This window comes from Propionivibrio sp. (assembly GCF_049316945.1).
Lineage (GTDB): Bacteria > Pseudomonadota > Gammaproteobacteria > Burkholderiales > Rhodocyclaceae > Propionivibrio.
Genome location: NZ_JBMOJE010000093.1, coordinates 1 through 20,943, shown reverse-complemented (window position 1 = coordinate 20,943; position 20,943 = coordinate 1). Strand labels below are relative to the sequence as shown.

Sequence of the window (20,943 nt, the reverse complement as noted above, 5' to 3'; positions counted from 1 at the left end):
TTGGGCACGGCACGCCTGGGCACGGCACGCCTGGGCACGGCACGCCGTGCCCCTACGGGGGTGGGGCATGGGTAGAGCAGCCCGGCGATGAAACGCTTGACCCGCAGCGCGATCATTGGCTGCTCGATCATTGCCCGACGTGGACCTTGCCGGCGCTGCCGATGATGTCGATGGTTGATCGGCTGGTCGCTGCGGCTGAAGCAGCGACCGGTAAGCCCGTGAGCGCGCTGCACGACGTGCAGGTGCATCGCTGGTTGCCGTTCTCGGGCGGCCCGCAGCGTTTGCGCACCGAGGTCAGCGGCAGCGGCGCCGAGCGCGACGTTACTTTGCTGGCGTGGCGGGAGTCGCCGAATTCGGCGCTGTCGCGTTTCGAGTCGGTAGCGAGTGGTCGGGTCGTGTTGGGTGATGCCCCGCCGTCGCCAAAACCGTTCGCAACGCTCGACGGTTTGGTGGATGAGGCTGACCCCTACGCTTCGGGCGCACTGTTTCACGGGCCGGCTTTCCAGTACCTGACGTCGCTGCAAGTCGGGCCGAAGGGTTCGTCGGCGCTGCTGCAGGCAGAGAAAGGCAGCGTGCCACGTGGCGCGCTGCATCAGGGACTGCTCGATGCGGCAACACACGGCCTGCCGCACGATGGCCTGTCGCGCTGGTCGGAGCGCATCCCGAACAACGTGGTCGGCTATCCGTACCGGATCAAGCAACTGAATCGCTATGCAGCGCTGCCGGATTCCGGCGAGTTGCGCGTCGAGGCCCGCTTCGCCGGCTTTGACGGCGAGGACCGCTTCCCGATGCTCGACGTGCAACTGATCCAGGATGAAAAGGTGCTGCTCGACTTCCGCCTGGTCGAGGTGCTGTTGCCGCGTGGCCCGATCGGTGCCGCGCCGCGTGAACAGCGGCGCAGCTTCCTGCGCGATCGCCAGTACGTTCCCGGCATCGCACTGTCGACCTTCGATGGCACGACGACCGAACTCAGCGCGCAGGTATTGCGCCAGAGTGACTGGCTGCCGGGCAATGTAGCCGCCATCTATGACGTACCGCCGGAGCGGCGCGCCGATCTGGTCGCCGAAGTCGCACAGAAGGAGCACGTCGCACGGCGCGCTTTTGTTCATGCGGCTAGCGTCAGCGTTGAACCGAATGGCGCACGCGCCGCGATTCGTCCACTCCGTTTGCATCCGTTGCAGGTAACGCGCGTCGGCGACGACGTTCGGGTTGCCGATGCATCGCCGCCAGTGCAGGATCTGTCCGCCGTGCGCGCCTGGTGGAGCAAGCATTTCGGGGTTGGCAAGTGGCCGGTGGAAGACCTCTATTACGGCCTCGTCGAGCGTTTCGTCGGCGACGTGGTGCTGGCCGACCCGGCGGGATTCGCCAAAGTACAGGGGCGCAGTTGCCTCTATCTGACCAACCATCAGGTCGGCGTTGAATCGCTGCTTTTCAGCCTGCTGATTTCGGCGCTGAGCAAAACGCCGACCGTGACGCTGGCCAAAGCCGAACATCGAACGAGCTGGCTCGGAACGCTGATCGCGCACAACTTTTCCTACCCCGGCGTCGTCGATCCGGGCGTCATCACCTTCTTCGATCGTGACGACAAGGAATCGCTGTTGCGCATCGTCGGCGAACTCGGCGTGGCGATGAAGGAACGCGGCAAGAGCGTCATGGTGCATGTCGAAGGAACGCGTTCGCTGGCCTGCCGCTCCCCAGTCATGAAAATGAGCAGCACTTTCATCGACATGGCGCTGGCCATCGGCGCGCCGATCATTCCGGTGCGTCTGGTTGGCGGTTTGCCGGTCGCGCCGCTTGAGCAACGTCTTGAATTCCCGCTTGGCTATGGTCGACAGGATTACTGGCTGGGTAGCCCGCTGCTCCCCGAGGATTTGGCGAAGCTGCCGCTCAAGGCGCGCAAGGACGTGGTGCTTGCCGCCATGAATACGCTCGGGCCCGAGCTTTCGACCGAAACGCCGCTGCCGGGCGATGCCCAATTCGGCGCCGAGGTTGAGGCGTGGCGTGCTCACACCGGCGCCAGCCTGGAAGATGCCGTGCTGTTCACCACACTGGCTGGACTGCAAAATCCAGGGGCAGCCGTCAGGGATCTGCTCAATGGCGCTCGCGCTGGGAAACTGAAAGTTACCGCCGACGCTCGTTCGCAATGGCTGGGGCGGTTGGCCAAGCGCCTGTTCGGCCCTCACGGCCCGGCCGTCGAGGGGCTGCGCTAGTCGCATGGCGGCCCGGCTATGGTGGGTGCGCCCGGAGACTTTTCAGGCAACTCCTGCCGCGCTGGCGCTGCTCAACGCCAAGGAGCGCGCGCAGCAACAACGCTTCATTCCGCCAGCCAAGCGGCACGAATATCTGGTGACCCGCGTGCTGGTGCGCACCGTATTGGGCGAGGCGCTGGGCGTGGCGCCGCAAGCTCTGCAGTTCGTCTGCAACGAATGGGGACGCCCGGCGCTTGCTTCGGTCTTGATGTCTGCGCCGATTCACTTCAATGTTTCGCATACCGACGGCTTGGTGGTCTGCCTCGTTTCCACGGAAAATGAGGTTGGCGTGGATACCGAGTTATTCGCTCGCGCACCCAGGTTGCTGGCTTTGGCACCTGAGGTTTTCGCGCCACAAGAACTGGTCGAGCTGGCAGCGCTGCCAATCGAGGATCAGGCACAGCGCGCAGTCATTCTGTGGACGCTCAAGGAAAGCTACATCAAGGCGCGCGGCATGGGGCTGGCGCTCCCGCTCGACGGTTTCGCCTTCCGCTTCGAACCGGGCCAGGTGTGCCTCGATGTCAAACCCGCGTTACAGGATGACGGTGCTCGTTGGCAGTTTCAGTGGCAGAGGTTTGGATCACATTGCATCAGTACCGCCATTGCCTTGTCGAGCCAGCAAAGACAAAGCGGGATGAAAGCAAACGCTGTAGACTATGTGGAGTTTTGCAGACCAGGCTGAGCGGTTTTCGAGCTCTGCAGCCATTTGTTAATCTAGAAACCGTAATTAACCACGAAGTTCACAAAGCACACGAAGAGAAGCAATGAGTTAATACGCTTTGACAGATAACCTATTGGGCGAGCCTGTGTATATTCATAACACCTTGTTTTTCTTCGTGCTCTCCGTGCTCTTCGTGGTTTAACAGAGTAGGGGCACGGCGCGCCGTGCCCCTACGAGCTTACCGGACTAAAGACATGGATATTGTTCTAGCTAACCCGCGCGGGTTTTGTGCCGGTGTCGAACGCGCCATCGCCATGGTCGAACGCGCCCTCGAGCGCTTTGGCCGCCCTGTTTATGTTCGTCACGAAGTGGTGCATAACCGCCATGTCGTCGCCGACCTGAAGGCCAAGGGCGCCATCTTCATCGAAGACCTCGCCGAGGTTCCCGATGGCGCCACCCTGATTTTCAGCGCGCACGGCGTACCCCAATCGGTTCGTCAACTCGCCGCAGCGCGCAATCTAAATGTTTATGACGCCACCTGCCCGCTCGTCACCAAAGTTCATCTCGAAGTGTCGCGTCTGCGCCAGCAAGGCTACGAAATCATCATGATCGGCCATAAGGGGCACCCTGAAGTCGAGGGTACGATGGGCCAGGCCGACGGCGGCATGTACCTGGTGGAATGCGTGGCCGACGTTTCCATGCTGCAAGTCGGCGCCGGTGGTAGCGCAGATGGCAGTGCGCCAGGCGAGGAACCCCGCCTGGCTTTCGTTACCCAGACGACGCTATCCGTCGATGACGCCACGGCCATCGTCAACGCGCTGAAGGCACGCTTTCCGAACATCACCGGGCCCAGGAAGGATGACATCTGCTACGCCACGCAGAACCGCCAGGATGCGATAAAAATCATCGCCCGAAAGGTTGAAGTCATGCTGGTGGTCGGTTCGATAAACAGTTCCAATTCCAATCGCTTGCGTGAAGTTGCAGAGAATCAGGGCGCCCGCGCGCTATTGATCGACGATGCCGGCAATATAGATGCTTCGCTGCTGGCGAACTGCCGCAGTGTTGGCGTCACAGCCGGCGCGTCAGCGCCTGAAGTGCTGGTGCAAGGCGTAATTCAGCGCCTGGTCGAGCTCGGCGGCCAGGTTTCGGGGCAACTCGAGCAGCGCTCCGAAGGCGTGGTATTCGCGCTGCCGAAAGACCTGTAGCACGTCACTGGTTTCCCCCCTCGCCCACTTGCGGGAGAGGGGAAATGTGCAAAATATGGTTAGGCTGACATTAGGGCGCCGTGGCGGTGTGAAATAGAGCGCTGAAACCGTCATAATGCGGTGCGATTGACTGCCAAGGGGAGATTCGGCGATACTCCTGCCAAGATTTTTGGCGTAGCTGTCCTTACGTTCCCCCTTACACCGCTGCCCCTGATCGAAGTGGGCATTGAAGTTCTGATTCCCTGGATGGCCAATGCAATACCAAAACGTTTCAATTTCAAGTCTCGCGCACATAGATGCACCTCACCGCATTACGTCTTCCGAACTGACTCGAAAATTTGCCCAGACCCTTGCACGACTCGGGATACCCCTTGAGGTTCTGGAGTACGCTTCCGGTATAGAGGCCCGGCGTTATTGGGATAAAGACGTCCAACCCAGCGATGTCGCCGCCCTGGCAGCGGAAAAGGCGCTTCGTGACTGCGGCATTGATCGATCGCGCATCGGTATCATCGTCAACACCTCGGTGTGCCGCGACTATATCGAACCTTCTACCGCCTGCCTGGTACATGATCGGCTCGGGTTGTCCACCGAATGCCTGAACTTCGACTTGGGGAATGCCTGCCTGGGCTTTTTGAGCGGCATGCAGGTGGTTGGCAACATGATCGAGCGTGGCCTGATCGATTACGGCCTGATCGTTGACGGCGAGAGTGCCCGCTTCGTGCAGGAGGCCACCATTGCTCGCCTGCAGCGCCATGAAACCACGGCCAAGGAGTTTTCCGACCAGTTCGCCACCTTGACCCTGGGTTCGGGCTCTGTCGCCATGGTGCTCGCCCGCACCGACCTGGCACCGAATGGCCATCGCTTCACCGGAATCGTCAATCGCGCCGCCACACAACATAGCGGACTGTGTCGTGGCCAGATTGACCACATGGTCACCGATGCCAAGGCCCTCCTGGTGGCTGGCCTTGAACTTGCCTCCAATACCTTCAACACCGCTAAAACACATTTTGGCTGGGTGAAAGATGGCGTCGATCAGGTCGATGAGTATGTATTGCATCAGGTCAGCGGCATCCATACCGCCAACCTTTGCCAAACCCTGGGACTCGACACCAAAAAGTTCCTCGCCATCTACCCTGAATTCGGCAATATCGGCCCAGCCTCCGTGCCTATTGTGCTCTCCAAGGCCGCTGAAAGCGGGCGTCTTCAAAAGGGCAGCCGTGTCGCCCTCATGGGCATCGGCTCCGGGTTGAACTGCAGCATGGCCGAGGTCATCTGGTGAGAGTGGTAAGTCAGGCGCTCTACCCTTTCAAGTCAAACTTTTTCGACCGCGGCTCTGGCCTGCGGATGCACTACCTCGATGAAGGCCGGGGCGCGCCTGTCCTCATGCTGCACGGCAACCCTTCCTGGTCCATCTACTACCGAAATCTGGTGCGTGCCCTGTCAGGCACGCAACGCTGCATCGTGCCTGACCATATCGGCATGGGTTTGTCCGACAAGCCCGGCGATGAGACCTACGCCTACACCCTGGCGCAGCGCATCGACGATCTCGAAGCACTGCTCAATAGCCTGAACCTGACCGAACCCGTGACGCTGGTCGTGCACGACTGGGGCGGAATGATCGGCTTTGGCTGGGCGGTCAGACACCCGGAACAGGTCGCACGCATTGTCATCCTGAACACCGGCGCTTTTCCCTTGCCCAAGGATAAAGCCTTTCCCGGACTGCTGAGACTGACCCGAACACACTTGGGCGCATTTCTTGTGCGCGGATTCAACGCCTTCTCGTGGGGGGCGAGCAAAGTGGGCTGCACGCGAAGCAAGATGAGTCCCGAAATCTCACGGGCTTACCGGGCTCCCTATGATTCCTGGGGAAACCGCATCGCCACCTTGCGTTTCGTACAGGACATCCCGCTGGGGCCAAACGACGCCGGATTCGCACTGGTCGAGGACGTAGCGGCGAATCTGCATCGATTCAGTGCCACGCCGGCCATGATCGTCTGGGGGGGCAAGGACTTCGTGTTCGATGAAACCTTTTTGCGCCAATGGCGCAAATTTCTCCCTCGGGCCAAGGTACATCTCCTGGCCGACGCCGGCCACTACGTACTGGAAGATGCTGCCGAAGAAGTCATTCCTCTGATCTCCGATTTCATTCGCGCCTAAAATGCTGTGAAAACAACACTTACACCTCACCGCAGAGGCGCAGAGGCACAGAGGTTTCGCAGAGAAACCCATTTAAAACATTTGGTTTTCTCTGCGTTTTCTCTGCGCCTCCGTGACTCTGCGGTGGGTTTTCGATTTGTTCACAGCCTCTGAGCGGTCCGCATGACCGATGCCCGTTATTCCGGCCTCTGCAATATCGCTGCAGCCTTGCCCAGAATGGCCCGTCTGCAGCCGCAGACGCTGGCGGTAGTTTTCCCTCAGGGGCATGACAGCGATGGTAGCCGCGCCTACGCCCGCCTGACCTATCAGCAACTGGACGAACAGAGCGATGCAATCGCCCGGGGCCTTCAGGCGTACGGACTGACCCGAGGCATGCGCACCGTGTTGATGGTCAAGCCTAGCCTGGAATTCTTCGCCCTGACCTTTGCCCTGTTCAAGGCCGGCATCGTGCCGGTGATGATTGATCCCGGCCTTGGCGTAAAACAGCTCAAGGCCTGTCTTGCCGAAGTGGAGCCGGAGGCCTTCATCGGCATTCCTGCGGCGCATGCAGCGCGGATTCTGCTCGGATGGGGACGCAGCACCATCCGTCACCTCGTTACCGTGGGAACCCGCTGGTGTTGGGGAGGGACGACGCTCGCCAGGGTCAGCGCTTCGGGCCAGGGCGGCGGCCCGTTTCTTGAAGACACCCGGGCTGATGAAACAGCCGCGATCCTGTTCACCAGTGGCAGCACCGGCATCGCCAAAGGGGTGGTCTACAGCCACGGCAACTTCATGGCCCAGGTCGATATGATCCGTGAAACCTACGCGATCCAGCCCGGTGAAATCGACTTGCCGACCTTCCCCTTGTTCGCCTTGTTTGACCCCGCGCTGGGCATGACAACCATCGTGCCGGACATGGATTTCACACGACCGGCCAAGGTCGATCCTGAAAAAATCAGGGCGGCCATCGACGACTGGGGAGTCACCAACGTCTTCGCCTCGCCGGCCCTGTTGAACGCCGTCGCGCGCCACGGCGTGACGCATGGCGTGCACTGGCCCAGCGTCAGGCGCGTTCTGTCTGCCGGCGCCCCCGTGCCCGCCGTAACCCTGGAACGGATGCAGCGGATGCTGTCGCCCGAAGCGGAAATATTCACGCCTTATGGCGCCACCGAAGCCCTGCCCGTAGCCAGCATCAGCAGTCGTGAGATTCTTTTGAACACCCGCGAATTGACGAACCGCGGAGCCGGAGTCTGCGTCGGTCGCGTAGTGGCGCCGAACGATGTGCGGATCATTGAAATCACCGACACCGCCTTGACCGAATGGAAACATGTGCGGGAGATGCCGGTCGGCGAAGTGGGCGAAATCACCGTGCGCGGCCCCACCGTGACCACCGCCTATTTCGGCCGCCCCGAAGCGACCCGGCTGGCCAAGATCGATCGGCAAGGCCAGACCGTGCATCGCATGGGCGATGTCGGCTACTTCGATGCCGAAGGGCGGCTGTGGTTCTGCGGGCGCAAATCGCATCGCCTGGAACTGGCCGACAGAACACTTTTTTCAGCACCGGTCGAAGAAATTTTCAACACGCATGCAGGAGTCTTTCGTACAGCCCTGGTGGGCGCAACAATCGGTGGCGTACTCGTTCCGGTTGTTTGCATCGAACTCGATCAGGAAGCGCCTCCCGGGGCTGTCCTGACTGGGCAAGACTTCTTTGAATCACTGAAGGTAATGGGCGCGAAATTCGCACCGACCCGAGGCATCTCGCATTTCCTGATCCACCCGGGCTTTCCCGTGGACATCCGTCATAACGCCAAGATCGGTCGCGAAAAACTGACGGTCTGGGCGCAAGGGGAACTTTCTTGATCCTGGTTACCGGCGGCAGCGGCTTCCTCGGTGGCGCCGTGGTGCGCCGGCTTGTCGCCCGGGGCGACGCCGTGCGCGCACTGCAGCGACAGGATTCTCCCGAACTGCGGAACCTCGGCGTGGACGTCGTCCGAGCCGACCTGGCGCTTCGTGACGCAGTCCTCCAGGCGGCCAAGGGGTGTGACGCCGTGATTCACGTTGCCGCCAAGACGGGCGTCTGGGGGCCCTGCGAGGACTACTATCGTGCCAACGTGCTGGGCACGCGCAACGTCCTTGAGGCTTGCGCGGCAAACGGCATCCGGCGACTCGTCTACACCAGCACGCCATCGGTCATCCACAGCGGTGGCGACGTAGAGGGCGTCGATGAAAGCGTGCCTCTCGCCACCCATTTCGAGACGGCCTACCCGGCGACCAAGGCTGAAGCCGAACGGCTGATCCTTGCCGCCAACGGGCCGGAACTTGGGACGGTGATCCTCCGGCCACACCTCATTTGGGGGCCCGATGACCCGCAATTGACGGCTCGTATCCTGGCGCGCGGAAAAGCGGGAAGGTTACGGCTGGTCGGAAGGGGCCTGAAGCGAATCGACTCAGTCTTCATCGACAATGCCGTCGACGCCCATCTGCTGGCCCTGGACCGCGTGGCTCCGGGCGCTAACTGCGCAGGCAAGGCCTACTTCATCACGCAGGGCGAGCCCATCCCGCAGCGGGAACTGATCAATGGGATATTGAAGGCCGGGGGGCTGCCGCCCTGCGAGAAATCCATCTCGCCGCAAGCCGCCTATGTTATCGGTTTCGTCATGGAAATCATCTGGCGGGCGCTGAAGCGAGAGGATGAACCCCTGATGACCCGCTTCGTCGCTAAACAACTCGCCACCGCCCACTGGTATGACATTTCAGCAGCCAAGCGGGATTTAGGTTACGAGCCCAAGATAACCATCGCCCAAGGCTTGCAGATTCTGGAGAAATCTCTCCGGACAGGAAGTTCGTTCAATATGGCTTGACGAACGTGCACTCTGTTCGTGCCGGATCATCTCCAGCGCCTGAACTGGAATGGGAGAAACGCGCCCCCCAGAACACACTTATCCGTAATTTTACAGCAGCCAAAAAACTTCTATACGAATCATGCAATTAGCGCGTACGAGAGCCTTACGTTCAGTGCTTGCTAATGAATTTTCCGCATTTTCCCTGGTGGTACGAAGCCAATTCCTGTGCGACTGGCTTCGCCGCATCCCGCCTGTTTAACTTTCAGCAATCTCGGCATAGAGATCGTGCTCGTCTGCATCGAGCACACGCACTTGCAGGAAATCACCCGGTTCGGCATCGAAGAAGTCGTTGATGAAAACCAGACCGTCGATCTCCGGCGCATCCGACGAAGAGCGGGCAATGGTTCCTTCTTCATCAACCTCGTCGACCAGCACCTGGATTTCACGCCCGATTTTGGCGGCGAGCAATTCAGCGGAAATGTCTTCCTGTACGTCCATCAGGCGACGGCGACGTTCTTCGCGCACGTCGTCCGGCACCGCGCCGGGCAAGGCATTGGCCGTTGCGCCATCGACTGGCGAGTAGGCAAAGGCACCGACGCGGTCGAGCCGCGCTTCTTCGATGAAAGCCAGCAGTTCTTCGAACTCGGCCTCGGTCTCGCCGGGAAAACCGGTAATGAAGGTGCTGCGGATGGTGATGTCCGGGCAAACCGCACGCCAGGCCCTGATGCGCTCCAGGTTGTTCTCGGCGCTGGCCGGGCGTTTCATGGCTTTGAGGATGCGCGGGCTGGCATGCTGAAACGGAACATCAAGGTAGGGCAGAATCTTGCCCTCAGCCATCAACGGCAGCAATTCATCGACGCTCGGGTACGGATAAACGTAGTGCAAACGCACCCAGATGCCGTACTCGGCCAGTGCCTCGCACAACTCCTTGAGCCGTGTCTTGACCGGGCGACCGCCAAAGAAACCGGTGCGGTACTTCAGATCAACGCCGTAAGCACTGGTGTCCTGCGAGATGACGAGCAACTCGCGCACCCCGGACTCGGCGAGATGCTTTGCTTCCTGCAGGACCTCGCCAATCGGCCGGCTGACCAACGGACCGCGAAGTGACGGAATGATGCAGAAGGTGCAACTGTGGTTGCAGCCCTCGGAAATCTTGAGGTAAGCGAAATGCTGCGGCGTGAGTTTGATCCCCTGCGGCGGCACCAGGCTGGTGTAAGGATCATGCGGCTGCGGCAGATGCGCATGAACATGCTGCAACACCTCGTCGGCGGCGTGCGGGCCGGTAATCGCCAGCACTTGCGGATGCAGGTTGCGGATGACCTCTTCCTTGGCGCCAAGGCAGCCGGTAACGATGACCTTGCCGTTTTCGGCCAGCGCCTCGCCGATGGCGTCGAGCGACTCTTCAACCGCCGCGTCGATGAAGCCGCAGGTATTGACGACAACCAGATCGGCACCTTCATACGAAGGCGAAATTAGGTAGCCCTCGGCACGCAACCTGGTAAGGATTTGTTCGGTATCGACTAACGCCTTCGGGCAACCTAGACTTAGAAATCCGACAGATGGTATTTTTATATTATTCATATGCTTGCAATACTTTCCTAATGTTCACTGACAAGTCTATTTTCTATCAATGGTATCCGATATCAGTGATCGATGCTCCACCCATGTGTTGCACGGGACCGAATCAAACTGGCAGATGACGTCTCCTCACGCCTCTCTTCGGACCGGCAAGATACACCTTTGCCATTGACCGGAAAGGCTGGGCTGATACTTTTTCATTGCCCCAGGGAGTTTCACTACCGGCAATATTCTCCTTTACCGGCGGCAGATATTGCCGATCCGGCAAACAACGCTCCACCTGAAAACCGGTCGCGCTCCTCGATACCAGGCGCCCAGCGCGCCTTTGCCTCATTTGGCTTAAACATTAAATCTGGCCTGAATATTGCTCAATCTTTCCTGAATTGCGCCGGATTGCCCGGTCGCCAGATCAAACATACATAGCAGGAGGCACCATGTCACCCATCGGAATCGCCAGCAGCCTATTCGGACTCCTTCAATCGAGTTCGACTGGCAGCGCCAGCCAATCAAGCCAGACAGGAACAATGAACACGGCGACTGCAGTCAGCGGAGACTTTTCTTCGTCGCTGACGCTGCGCATGGCCGCGCTCAAGGCACAGTCGGTCAATTCGCTGCTCGGCTCGGTGTTTGATGACGGCAAGGCTTCCTCCAGCCTGGACTTCCTGACCGGTGCAGGCAGCACACAATCCGGCTCGACCGATCCGCTTTCGATGCTCGGTCTGTCGACCACCACCCAGGGACTCTCCCCGACCGGGCGCAATCTTTCACTGTTCAACCCGGAATCGGCCTACGGGATGATGAGCGTCATCAACAGCAAGGATGTCACCTACAAAGCCCAGTTTTCGGAACTGAGCGAAATGAAAACAGCGGTTGCCGGCATGCAGCAGGCTGGCCAGACGCTGGGCAGCGTCAGCGGGTCGATGGGCAACGCGGCCATCACGGCCCAGTTACAGGAGTTTGCCGGAAAGTACAACGATTGGATCAAGCGCTTTGACGGAACCGTGAAGAGCGATGGTGTGCTGGCCGGAACGCAGGCTGCCGAGATCTCGCTCTATGAACTCGAGCAGAGCGTCGAGAACATCTTCAATGGTGCCAAGGACGGTTTCCATGGTCTGAGTGACCTTGGCTTCACCATCAACCAGAGCACGAATCTGGCCTCGGTTGACACGACCAAACTGGATGCGGCGCTGTCGTCCAACAAGGATGGCGCGATCAACACCCTTCAGGAGTTCAGCGCAAACTTTGCCAAATCGGCCGAACTGCTCAATTCCACCAACAATTTCATTCCCAACCGGCTGAACAATCTGGATCGGGTGATTGATTACATCACTGATAACAAGTCCTCGCTCCAGGCCGAATTCGGGCTCGGCGACCCGGCCAAGCCCTCTGCACAAATCGCCAAGGCTCTGGCCTCCTACAATCACATATTCAATATCTGAGTTCAGGGCTTTAACACACTGGCGCAAAGCCAGCGTGAATTCCGGATGTTGCGACGGCGCAACATCGGCAGATTTACGGCATGCATTTCCGCTCCTCGCACTCCATCGATAATTTGTATGCTGCACCGCAGCAGTTTATAATCTGGCTTTCAAAATTCCAGGAAGCACCCTGATTATTCTGCCTTCACGAATACAGGGCATATCGCAGGCATCGACATTGCCTGCGACTGTAGAAGATTGTCGCTTCTGGCGATCGCTGCGGACAGGTTTCCGACTGACATAACCATCCTCATCGAAAATGCATACAGGTGGTTGAAGAATATCTTTTCGGAGCTTAATGATGCATATAGAAACCAACCAGCACTTTCTTGAAAGCCGCACTTTCGACGAAATACACGTTGGCGACGATTCAGTCTTGGTTCGTTCGCTGCGTGCTGAAGACATCAAACTCTTCGCCATCATGTCCGGTGACATGAATCCGGCGATCGGCGATCAGGAATTTGCCAACAGCGGGATGTTCAGGGAAGTCATCGCCCACGGCATGTGGAGCGCCTCACTGATCACCACCGTGCTGGGCACGCAATTCCCTGGGCCGGGCACCATTCTGGTCGATCAGACGCTGCATTTTGCGCGCCCGGTCAGGCTCGCCGACACCATTACCGTAACGGTGACGGTCAAACAGATGTTCGCTCACAACCAGCACATCATCTTCGACTGCTCCTGCATCAATCAGGATGGCATGCAGGTGGTGCACGGCACGGCAGAAGTGCTGGCACCCGCCGATAAGGTGAGAACCAAACGCGTCGACCTGCCGGACATCACCATTTCGGACAAGTACGCGCGCCTGCAAACCCTTGTTTTACGTGCCAAGGGACTGGCCCCGATCGATATGGCGGTGGTTCATCCGTGCGATCTTGAATCGCTCAAAGGCGCATTAATGGCCGCTGAAGCCGGCCTCATCGATCCCATACTGATCGGCCCGGAACCCAAGATTCGCGCCATCGCCAAGGAATTCGGGCTGGATCTCAAACAGCACCGCATCGTTAATGTGAAGCATAGCCACGATTCGGCAGCGATGGCCGTGACCCTGATCCGCAACGGTGACGCCGAAGCGCTCATGAAGGGTAGCCTGCACACCGATGAACTGATGGCCGAAGTGGTATCGCGCGCTGCCGGCTTGCGTACTGCGCGCCGCATCAGCCACGTTTTTTTGATGGATGTGCCAACCTACCCGCGCCCGATCCTGATCACCGACGCCGCCATCAACATTGCACCAACGCTCGAAGACAAAGTCGACATCATCCAGAACGTCATCGACCTCGCGCACATCATCGGCATCCCGGAACCGAAAGTCGCCATTCTCTCGGCGGTCGAAACCGTGAGTCCCAAGATCCAGTCAACGCTGGACGCCGCTGCGCTGTGCAAAATGGCTGACCGCGGCCAGATCACAGGCGGCCTGCTCGACGGCCCGCTGGCCTTTGACAACGCGGTATCGATCGAAGCCGCCAAGACCAAGGGGATCAAGTCGGCGGTGGCTGGTCGCGCCGAGATTCTGGTTGTCCCTGACCTCGAATCCGGCAACATGGTAGCCAAACAACTGGAGTATCTGGCCAACGCGCTGACCGCCGGTATTGTTCTCGGTGCCAAGGTGCCAATCGTACTTACCAGCCGTGCCGACACGGCCGAGACGCGCATCGCCTCCTGCGTGATCGCCGCATTGGTGGCCCACGCCAACCGCACCAAACTGGCGGTCATCGAATGAAACAGGGCATTCTCACCATCAACGCCGGTTCCTCGTCGATCAAGTTCGCGCTCTTTCAACTCGCCAAACCGCTTTCGGAACAAGCCATCGTCTTCGGCCAGATTGACGGCATCGGCACCGCTGAAACCCGGCTGGTAGCCAAGGACCAATCCGGCCAGAGCATCGCTGACGAACTCCTGCCGGGAGGAACCTCAACCAACCACCAGGTATCCATTGATCACCTGCTGAAATGGTTCACCACCCGCGAAGTCGCATGGCAAATCGTCGCCGTCGGCCACCGAGTGGTCCATGGAGGCGATCGCTATTCGCAACCGATGGTGCTCGACGATACCGTACTGGAACAGCTCTCCCACTACGTCAGCCTCGCACCGCTGCATCAACCGCACAACATCAACGGCATCCTTGCACTTCAGAAACTCCTGACCGGCGTGCCGCAGGTGGCTTGCTTCGACACCGCCTTCCACCGCACTCAGCCGAGCATTGCGCAGATCTACGGCTTGCCGCGCTGGATCACTGCCGAAGGCGTCAAACGTTACGGTTTCCACGGTCTGTCCTACGAGTACGTTGCCCGCTCACTACCCAAGCATTCGGCCCGTGCCGAGGGACGCGTCGTCATCGCGCACCTGGGTAACGGCGCCAGCATGACCGCCATGGTCGCCCGCAAGAGTGTTGCCACTACTTTGGGCTTCTCGACCATTGACGGTCTGGTCATGGGAACCCGTTGCGGCACCCTTGACCCCGGCGTTGTCCTGCACCTGATGGAAACCAAGGGCCTTGGCGTCAAGGAAATGACCCAGCTCCTCTACAAGGAGTCCGGCCTGCTGGGTGTTTCCGGCATTTCGCAGGACATGCGTACGCTATTGGGTAGCGACAAGCTCGAAGCCCAGGAAGCCGTTGATCTGTTCTGCTACCGGATTGCTCGGGAATTGGGCTCACTCGCTGCCGCTTCAGGCGGTCTCGATGCCCTGGTGTTTACCGGAGGCATTGGTGAGCACGCCGCAGAAGTGCGGCGCCGTGTCTGTCTGCACGCCGCATGGCTGGGAGTCATTCTCAACCCGGAAGCCAACGCTCGCCACGACCTGCGCATCAGCGGACCAAATAGCCAGGTAGACGTCCTGGTGATACCCACCAATGAAGAGTGGATGATTGCGCACCACGTTCAGACGCTGCTCAACCTTTAATCACCCGCACTTCCCTCCCCCGGTCGCCGACTGGGGGAGGTGGATTCAAACAAGTGTGATCAAGCAGAGCCTGTCGCGCAGGGAAGGTCGCATTTCTTCACACTGCCACCCTTGTGCGCTTCCGCAAAAATAAATTCCATTCCCGGCAAAACAGTGATTACACAGTCTTTTCTGGCTGCTGCCCGCAAGCCACGACAACTACATTTAGTGAATTTCTTGCCTAGTGCCACTACATGTAGTAGCCTGAGACCTGTTTCTGAAAAAACCTGCGCATGGTCAGTTTGTTCCTCGCAGTACCAAATTACAGTCGGTTTGATCTCATGGATCAACCGTGCCTTCCAAACCGCCATTTGCAGCCACAAAATCAGAGGGGCAATACATGAGCCATGATTCACAGCAATTATCCTTTACCGCGGTTGCAGAAACACCGGAAATCGGGCCCCTCGCCGAACAGGAAATCTCCGCCGAAGTACTGATCGAGAAATACGCCAAAGGCAGCGAAACCAGCGTCCATGACGTGCGCCGACGCGTAGCCCGCGCATTGGCCGTCAATGAAGAAGAAAAGTACCGCGCCAAGTGGGAGGAGCGCTTCCTCTGGGCGCAGGAAAACGGTTTTGTCCCCGCCGGCCGCATCAACTCCGCCGCCGGCACACCACTGGCCGCCACCCTGATCAACTGTTTCGTGCAACCGGTGGGCGACTCGATCGTCGAACTCGTCGACGGCAAACCCGGCATCTACAGCGCGCTGGCTGAAGCCGCTGAAACCATGCGCCGCGGCGGTGGGGTCGGCTATGACTTCTCGTCGATCCGCCCGCAAGGTGCACAGGTCAAGGGTACGCAATCGCGTGCTTCCGGCCCGGTTTCCTACATGCGCGTCTTCGACCGCTCATGCGAAACCGTCGAATCCGCCGGCGCCCGCCGTGGCGCGCAGATGGGCGTGCTGCGCTGCGACCATCCGGACATCGAAGTATTCATCCACGCCAAGGACCACGGTGATCTGACCAACTTCAACATCTCGATCGGCGTCACCGACCCCTTCATGCAGGCGGTTGAAGCCGATGCCGAGGTTGAACTCACCCACCGCGCCGAACCCAATGCCGACATGAAGTCATCCGGCGCCTACCAGCGCGACGACGGCATCTGGGTCTATCGCAAAGTCCGCGCCCGCGACCTGTGGGATCAGGTCATGAGGTCAACCTACGATCATGCCGAACCGGGAATTCTCTTCCTCGACCGCATGAACAAAGACAACAACCTTTACTACTGCGAACTGATCGAAGCCACCAACCCCTGCGCCGAACAGCCGCTGCCGCCCTATGGCTGCTGCTGCCTGGGCTCGATCAACCTGACCATGTTCATCAAGCACCCCTTCACCAACCGCGCCGAATTTGACTTCGCCGCTTTCGGTGAAGTGGTCAAGGTGTCGACGCGCATGCTTGACAATGTGCTCGACGTGACCGCCTGGCCGCTCGAGCGCCAGCGCCAGGAAGCCGCCAACAAGCGCCGTGTCGGCCTTGGTTATACCGGCCTCGGCGACGCCCTGTGCATGCTGTGCCTGCGCTACGATCGCCCGGAAGCCACGGCCATGGGCGCCCGCATCTCCGAAGTCATGCGCAACACCGCCTACCTGGCCTCGGTCGAACTGGCCAAGGAGCGCGGCGCCTTCCCGCTGTTCAATGCCGAGTTGTATCTCTCCGGCGGCAACTTCGCTTCGCGCCTGCCGGCCGACGTCAAGGCCGAGATCCGCAAACACGGCCTGCGCAATTCGCACCTGCTCTCGATTGCCCCCACCGGCACCATTTCCCTGGCCTTTGCCGACAATGCCAGCAACGGCATCGAACCGCCCTTCTCGTGGACCTACAACCGCAAGAAACGCATGATCGACGGCACAATCAAGGAATATGCCGTCGAGGACTACGCCTGGCGCCTCTACAAACACATGGGCGGCGACGTTGAAAAGCTGCCCGACTACTTTGTCACCGCGCTTGAAATCTCCGCACAGGCGCACAAGGAGATGGTCGCCGCCGTCGCACCGTACATCGACACCTCGATCTCGAAGACAGTCAACGTCCCGGCGGACTACCCCTACGAAGAATTCCAGGATCTCTACATGAGCGCCTGGAAAGCCGGGCTCAAGGGCTTGGCCACCTACCGCCCGAACAGCGTGCTTGGTTCGGTGCTCTCGGTCGAATCGACCAAACAGGCCGAGGACAAGAAGCAGCCGCAGGACTTCATCAGCGGTGACGCCAACCGCCGCCTGTCGATCAAGAACCTGCCGGCGCCGGTACTTTCCAGCCTGCGCTGGCCGGGCCGCCCGAACCTGCCGGAAGGCAACCTGTCATGGACCTACATGATCGAGCACAAGCTCGGCAAGTTCGCCCTCTTTGTCGGCCATATCGATCAGGAAGGTCACTCGTGGCCATTCGAAGCCTGGGTTAATGGCCCGGCACAGCCGCGCGGCCTCGGTGCCGTGGCCAAGACCTTGTCGATGGACATGCGCGCCAACGACCACGGCTGGCTCGCCCTCAAGCTCGAATCACTGGCCAAGACGCCGAATGGCGAAGGCTTCGACATGGCCTTCCCGCCGCATGGCGAGCGCAAGCGCATGCCCTCCGTCGTTTCTGCCATGGCGCGCCTGATCCAGTTCCGCGTTGAGCAGCTCGGCGCCTTCAAGAATGCAGGCCCGACGCCGGTGCTCGACGCCATGTTCAGCCTGAAGGAGCCGAAGACCGGCACCGACGGAACACTGTCCTGGACGGTCGACATCTTCAACCCGGCCACCGAAGAAGACTTCGTGCTCGGCCTCAAGGAAATCACCCTGCCCGATGGCGTTACCCGCCCCTACTCGGTGTGGCTCTCCGGCAACTACCCGCGCGCACTCGACGGGCTGACCAAGCTGCTCTCGCTCGACATGCGCGTCCTCGACCCGGCCTGGATCGGCATGAAGCTCAGGAAACTGCTCGACTACCCCGAGCCGCTCGGTGATTTCATGGCCTTCGTTCCCGGCACGCGCAAGCAGACCAACTACCCATCGACCGTGGCCTACCTCGCGCAACTCATCATCCACCGCTACGCGATGCTCGGCATCCTCGATGAAAAAGGCATACCGCTGCAACAGATGGGCATTCTTGAAACCCCGGCCGGCAGCACGGCGGCCAAGCCCACCGCCGGCAAACTGTGCGGCGAATGCGGCAACTACACGATGATCCGCAAGGACGGCTGCGATTTCTGTACGGCCTGCGGCGCAGTGGGAACCTGCGGCTAAGCTGCACCCTCTCTCCCGGAATTGATCTGTGGGTTACACCATGAAGTTAAGTTTGGACCGCTGTTGGTAAGATTGCCGACTCCATAAAGTGATACTCAACGCCCCTTGCAACGAAAGCTGCCGGGGGTGTTTCCTTTTACGGACGGCATTCCGGGGTATTGAAACCCAATCAGCCGCTTCATCTCGAAACCATGGAACGACTACGAACTGGTTTCCACCCTCGGCCAAGTGCTGGCATTGCGCGAACTGACGCTGGAAAACCAGCGCCTGGCCGATGAGGCACGGCTGACCATGGGCACAATTTCCGCCGAGGATATTGAACTCAAACGTCTTGAAGCGGCCAAACCCGGCATCACTAAAGTTAGTTGGAGACCGGATGGATCGGTTCTGCTCGATGAATAACTGCTCGAACCCTGACAAAGCTGAGACAAAAGGATGAACTGACATGGCACTGATGGCCTGGAGCAAGATTTTCGTCACCGGAATTGATGTGGTCGACAACCAGCACAAGGGGCTGGTCGATCTGATCAATGCCGTCGCCCCGCAACTTGCGGTCATCGGCGAGGCGCCGGCGCGTAGTGCTCTACCCTTGCTTCAACAGTTGGCCGAATACGCCCTGTCGCACTTCCAGTACGAGGAAGCTCTGATGCTGGCAGCCGGCATCGATCCCTGGCATCTGGCACATCATCAGCGGTCGCACACCACGTTTGCCCTCGAAGTCACGCAAATGATCCAGGACTCCTCTCTGGACAACAACGTCAGCGGTGCGAATTTGCTGCGTTTCCTCACCAGTTGGCTGACCTTCCACATTCTTTCCGAAGATCAGAGCATGGCGCGCCAACTGCGCGCGATCCAGGCCGGCACGTCACCGGAAGCGGCTTTGGCTAGCGAAACTACCGAGGATACTTCAGCCAACGCGGCACTGGTCGGCGCCCTGATCGATCTGTTCAGCCTGGTTACGCAACGCAATAAGGGGTTGAAGAAGCTCAACGAAGAATTACGTCTGGCCAAGGCTGAACTGGCACTGTCCAACGAGCAACTCGAAGCCCGGGTGGCCGACAGAACCGAAAAGCTCAAGCTGGCGAATGATGAACTTGGTCGTGAGCGCCAGGCATTGCTCGAGTCCCTGGCCCAGGTGCAGCACGCCCAAGCCCAGCTTCTGCAAGCGGAAAAGATGGCGGCCGTTGGTCAACTGGCGGCCGGTGTGGCGCACGAGATCAATAATCCGATCGGCTTTTTAATCTCCAACTTCGGTTCGTTGATAACGTACACCGAGCGGCTCTTTTCGCTCATCGACGCCTACCAGAAACTGGAGGGCGAACTCCCCGCCGAGCACCCCTCACGCCTTGCCGTGGCGCAGGCGCGCGAGATTGCCGAACTCGACTATCTACGCCAGGTCATTCCCGATCTGCTCAATGAATCGCGGGAGGGCATGGCACGGGTAAAACGTATCGTTAATGATCTCAGGGAATTTTCGCACCTCGACGAGGGCGAATGGCAGGATATCGATATTAACCATGCACTGGAAAGCACACTCAACGTGGTTTCCAGCGAACTCAAAGACAAGCTCGAAGTACGCAAGGAGTTCGGCGAAGTGTCGCCCGTGCGCTGCATTCCGGCCCAGATCAACCAGGTCTTCATGAACCTGCTGGTCAACGCCGCACAGGCCATCCCGGAGCAAGGAAAAATCACCCTGCGCACGCGACACGAGGGCGAGAATGTCTGCGTAGAAATTACCGATACCGGAACCGGCATCCCCCAGGACATCATCAACCGGATCTTTGACCCCTTCTTCACCACCAAGCCGGCAGGAACCGGCACCGGCCTCGGCCTGTCGATTACCCACGGCATCATCCGCAAGCATAACGGCCGCATTGAAGTGGCCAGCGAGCCGGGCAAAGGCACTACCTTCCGCATTGTCATGCCGGTGCAGCAGAAAAAAACCTAGTAAAAAATTACAGGAACCGCCCTGCGAGGCAAGCAGGACGGGCGTCTTTAAGGCTGCTGCCGTAAGAGCCAATGTTCATGGTGGTCTCACGGCATGCCTGGCTGGAAGCGCCTGTTTATAGGCGTTTCAGAGCTGCTCAGGGTTCCGGGTTGAATCAGGCGGCGTGAAGTTCTTCGCGAATAACCTGGCGGAGATTTTCTAATGTCACGGGAGTTGTGTTTGACTCGACAAGCTGCCGCAGGGCCTCGTTGATGAGCGTCTGGTAGCCTTTGCCTTCCAGTGCAGCTTTAGCCCGAAAAGATTCGAGAACGTCGTTATCGACATGAATCGTGATTCGCGTCTTGCCAGAAGACGGGATCACGGCACCGCGCTTGCCAGCGTTGAAATCGTAAGTTGCTTTCATGGTCATCACCCTTCATAAACCTTTCGTTCGTGGGGTTCTGCTTTTCGGGCTGAGATAAGGCGAATAGCAGTCTCATCCCGGCAGGTATAGCAAACCACAAGAAGCCGGGCAAAGCTATCCATTCCCATCGTCACGAACCGCTGTTCCTTGTGATCGTGATCTTCAATTGTGATAGCGCACGGGTCATAGAACACCGCATCGACATCAACAAAATCTATCCTCAGACTTCCTGATCCAGTCCGTATTTATTCAGTATTTATAGGAAATTAGTTT

The 20,943-nt window shown here is 59.2% G+C and carries 16 protein-coding genes; 13 read left to right on the top strand and 3 right to left on the bottom strand.

The window, feature by feature from the left end; all coding sequences use genetic code 11:
* The 7 genes from ACOYNV_RS18500 to ACOYNV_RS18470 form a co-directional block, all read left to right on the top strand.
* Window positions 1-2,210, top strand: a 2,210-nt coding sequence (locus ACOYNV_RS18500; RefSeq protein WP_422901280.1) for a 1-acyl-sn-glycerol-3-phosphate acyltransferase, incomplete at its 5' end; no start/stop codon positions are given.
* A gap of 4 nt (window positions 2,211-2,214) precedes the next feature.
* Window positions 2,215-2,931, top strand: coding sequence for a 4'-phosphopantetheinyl transferase family protein (locus tag ACOYNV_RS18495; RefSeq protein ID WP_422901279.1), 717 nt, complete (start codon window positions 2,215-2,217; stop codon window positions 2,929-2,931).
* Window positions 2,932-3,164: 233 nt separating this feature from the next.
* Window positions 3,165-4,115, top strand: a complete 951-nt coding sequence (gene ispH / locus ACOYNV_RS18490; protein WP_422901278.1) for a 4-hydroxy-3-methylbut-2-enyl diphosphate reductase — start codon at window positions 3,165-3,167, stop codon at window positions 4,113-4,115.
* 253 nt (window positions 4,116-4,368) lie between these two features.
* On the top strand, window positions 4,369-5,394 hold the full coding sequence (locus tag ACOYNV_RS18485; protein WP_422901277.1) for a 3-oxoacyl-ACP synthase III: 1,026 nt from the start codon (window positions 4,369-4,371) through the stop codon (window positions 5,392-5,394).
* Between the two features lie 65 nt (window positions 5,395-5,459).
* Window positions 5,460-6,272 (top strand): alpha/beta fold hydrolase, encoded by an 813-nt coding sequence (locus ACOYNV_RS18480; protein WP_422901276.1) that lies wholly within the window; start codon window positions 5,460-5,462, stop codon window positions 6,270-6,272.
* Between the two features lie 162 nt (window positions 6,273-6,434).
* Window positions 6,435-8,111 carry a fatty acid CoA ligase family protein gene (locus ACOYNV_RS18475; protein ID WP_422901275.1) on the top strand — a complete coding sequence of 559 codons (1,677 nt, stop codon included), beginning with the start codon at window positions 6,435-6,437 and terminating at the stop codon, window positions 8,109-8,111.
* Window positions 8,108-9,112 carry an NAD-dependent epimerase/dehydratase family protein gene (locus ACOYNV_RS18470; protein WP_422901274.1) on the top strand — a complete coding sequence of 335 codons (1,005 nt, stop codon included), beginning with the start codon at window positions 8,108-8,110 and terminating at the stop codon, window positions 9,110-9,112. The genes ACOYNV_RS18475 and ACOYNV_RS18470 overlap by 4 nt, the downstream gene beginning before the upstream one ends.
* 237 nt (window positions 9,113-9,349) lie before the next feature.
* On the opposite strand, the gene rimO is transcribed toward ACOYNV_RS18470, so the two are convergent.
* A complete protein-coding gene (gene rimO, locus ACOYNV_RS18465) occupies window positions 9,350-10,675 on the bottom strand; it encodes a 30S ribosomal protein S12 methylthiotransferase RimO (RefSeq protein WP_422901273.1) in 1,326 nt (441 codons plus the stop codon).
* A gap of 431 nt (window positions 10,676-11,106) precedes the next feature.
* Between rimO and fliD the strand changes: the two genes are divergently transcribed.
* The 6 genes from fliD to ACOYNV_RS18435 all read left to right on the top strand — a co-directional run bounded on the left by fliD (window position 11,107) and on the right by ACOYNV_RS18435 (window position 20,267).
* Window positions 11,107-12,111, top strand: coding sequence for a flagellar filament capping protein FliD (gene fliD, locus ACOYNV_RS18460; protein ID WP_422901272.1), 1,005 nt, complete (start codon window positions 11,107-11,109; stop codon window positions 12,109-12,111).
* Window positions 12,112-12,448: 337 nt separating this feature from the next.
* Window positions 12,449-13,873, top strand: a complete 1,425-nt coding sequence (locus tag ACOYNV_RS18455) for a bifunctional enoyl-CoA hydratase/phosphate acetyltransferase (RefSeq protein ID WP_422901271.1) — start codon at window positions 12,449-12,451, stop codon at window positions 13,871-13,873.
* Complete coding sequence (locus ACOYNV_RS18450; protein ID WP_422901270.1) at window positions 13,870-15,054, top strand: acetate/propionate family kinase; 1,185 nt, start codon at window positions 13,870-13,872, stop codon at window positions 15,052-15,054. The genes ACOYNV_RS18455 and ACOYNV_RS18450 overlap by 4 nt, the downstream gene beginning before the upstream one ends.
* Window positions 15,055-15,433: 379 nt before the next feature.
* Window positions 15,434-18,319, top strand: coding sequence for an adenosylcobalamin-dependent ribonucleoside-diphosphate reductase (locus tag ACOYNV_RS18445; protein ID WP_422901269.1), 2,886 nt, complete (start codon window positions 15,434-15,436; stop codon window positions 18,317-18,319).
* Window positions 18,320-18,556: 237 nt separating this feature from the next.
* Window positions 18,557-18,721 carry a hypothetical protein gene (locus ACOYNV_RS18440; RefSeq protein WP_422901268.1) on the top strand — a complete coding sequence of 55 codons (165 nt, stop codon included), beginning with the start codon at window positions 18,557-18,559 and terminating at the stop codon, window positions 18,719-18,721.
* Window positions 18,722-18,764: 43 nt separating this feature from the next.
* On the top strand, window positions 18,765-20,267 hold the full coding sequence (locus ACOYNV_RS18435) for an ATP-binding protein (RefSeq protein ID WP_422901267.1): 1,503 nt from the start codon (window positions 18,765-18,767) through the stop codon (window positions 20,265-20,267).
* Between the two features lie 154 nt (window positions 20,268-20,421).
* Here the strand turns inward: ACOYNV_RS18435 and ACOYNV_RS18430 are convergent, their stop codons facing one another.
* Both ACOYNV_RS18430 and ACOYNV_RS18425 read right to left on the bottom strand, forming a co-directional pair.
* The gene (locus ACOYNV_RS18430; protein ID WP_422901266.1) at window positions 20,422-20,670 is read right to left on the bottom strand and encodes a BrnA antitoxin family protein; all 249 of its coding nucleotides are present in this window, start codon (window positions 20,668-20,670) and stop codon (window positions 20,422-20,424) included.
* Between the two features lie 5 nt (window positions 20,671-20,675).
* The gene (locus ACOYNV_RS18425) at window positions 20,676-20,888 is read right to left on the bottom strand and encodes a BrnT family toxin (RefSeq protein ID WP_422901281.1); all 213 of its coding nucleotides are present in this window, start codon (window positions 20,886-20,888) and stop codon (window positions 20,676-20,678) included.
* Between the last annotated feature and the right edge of the window lie 55 nt (window positions 20,889-20,943).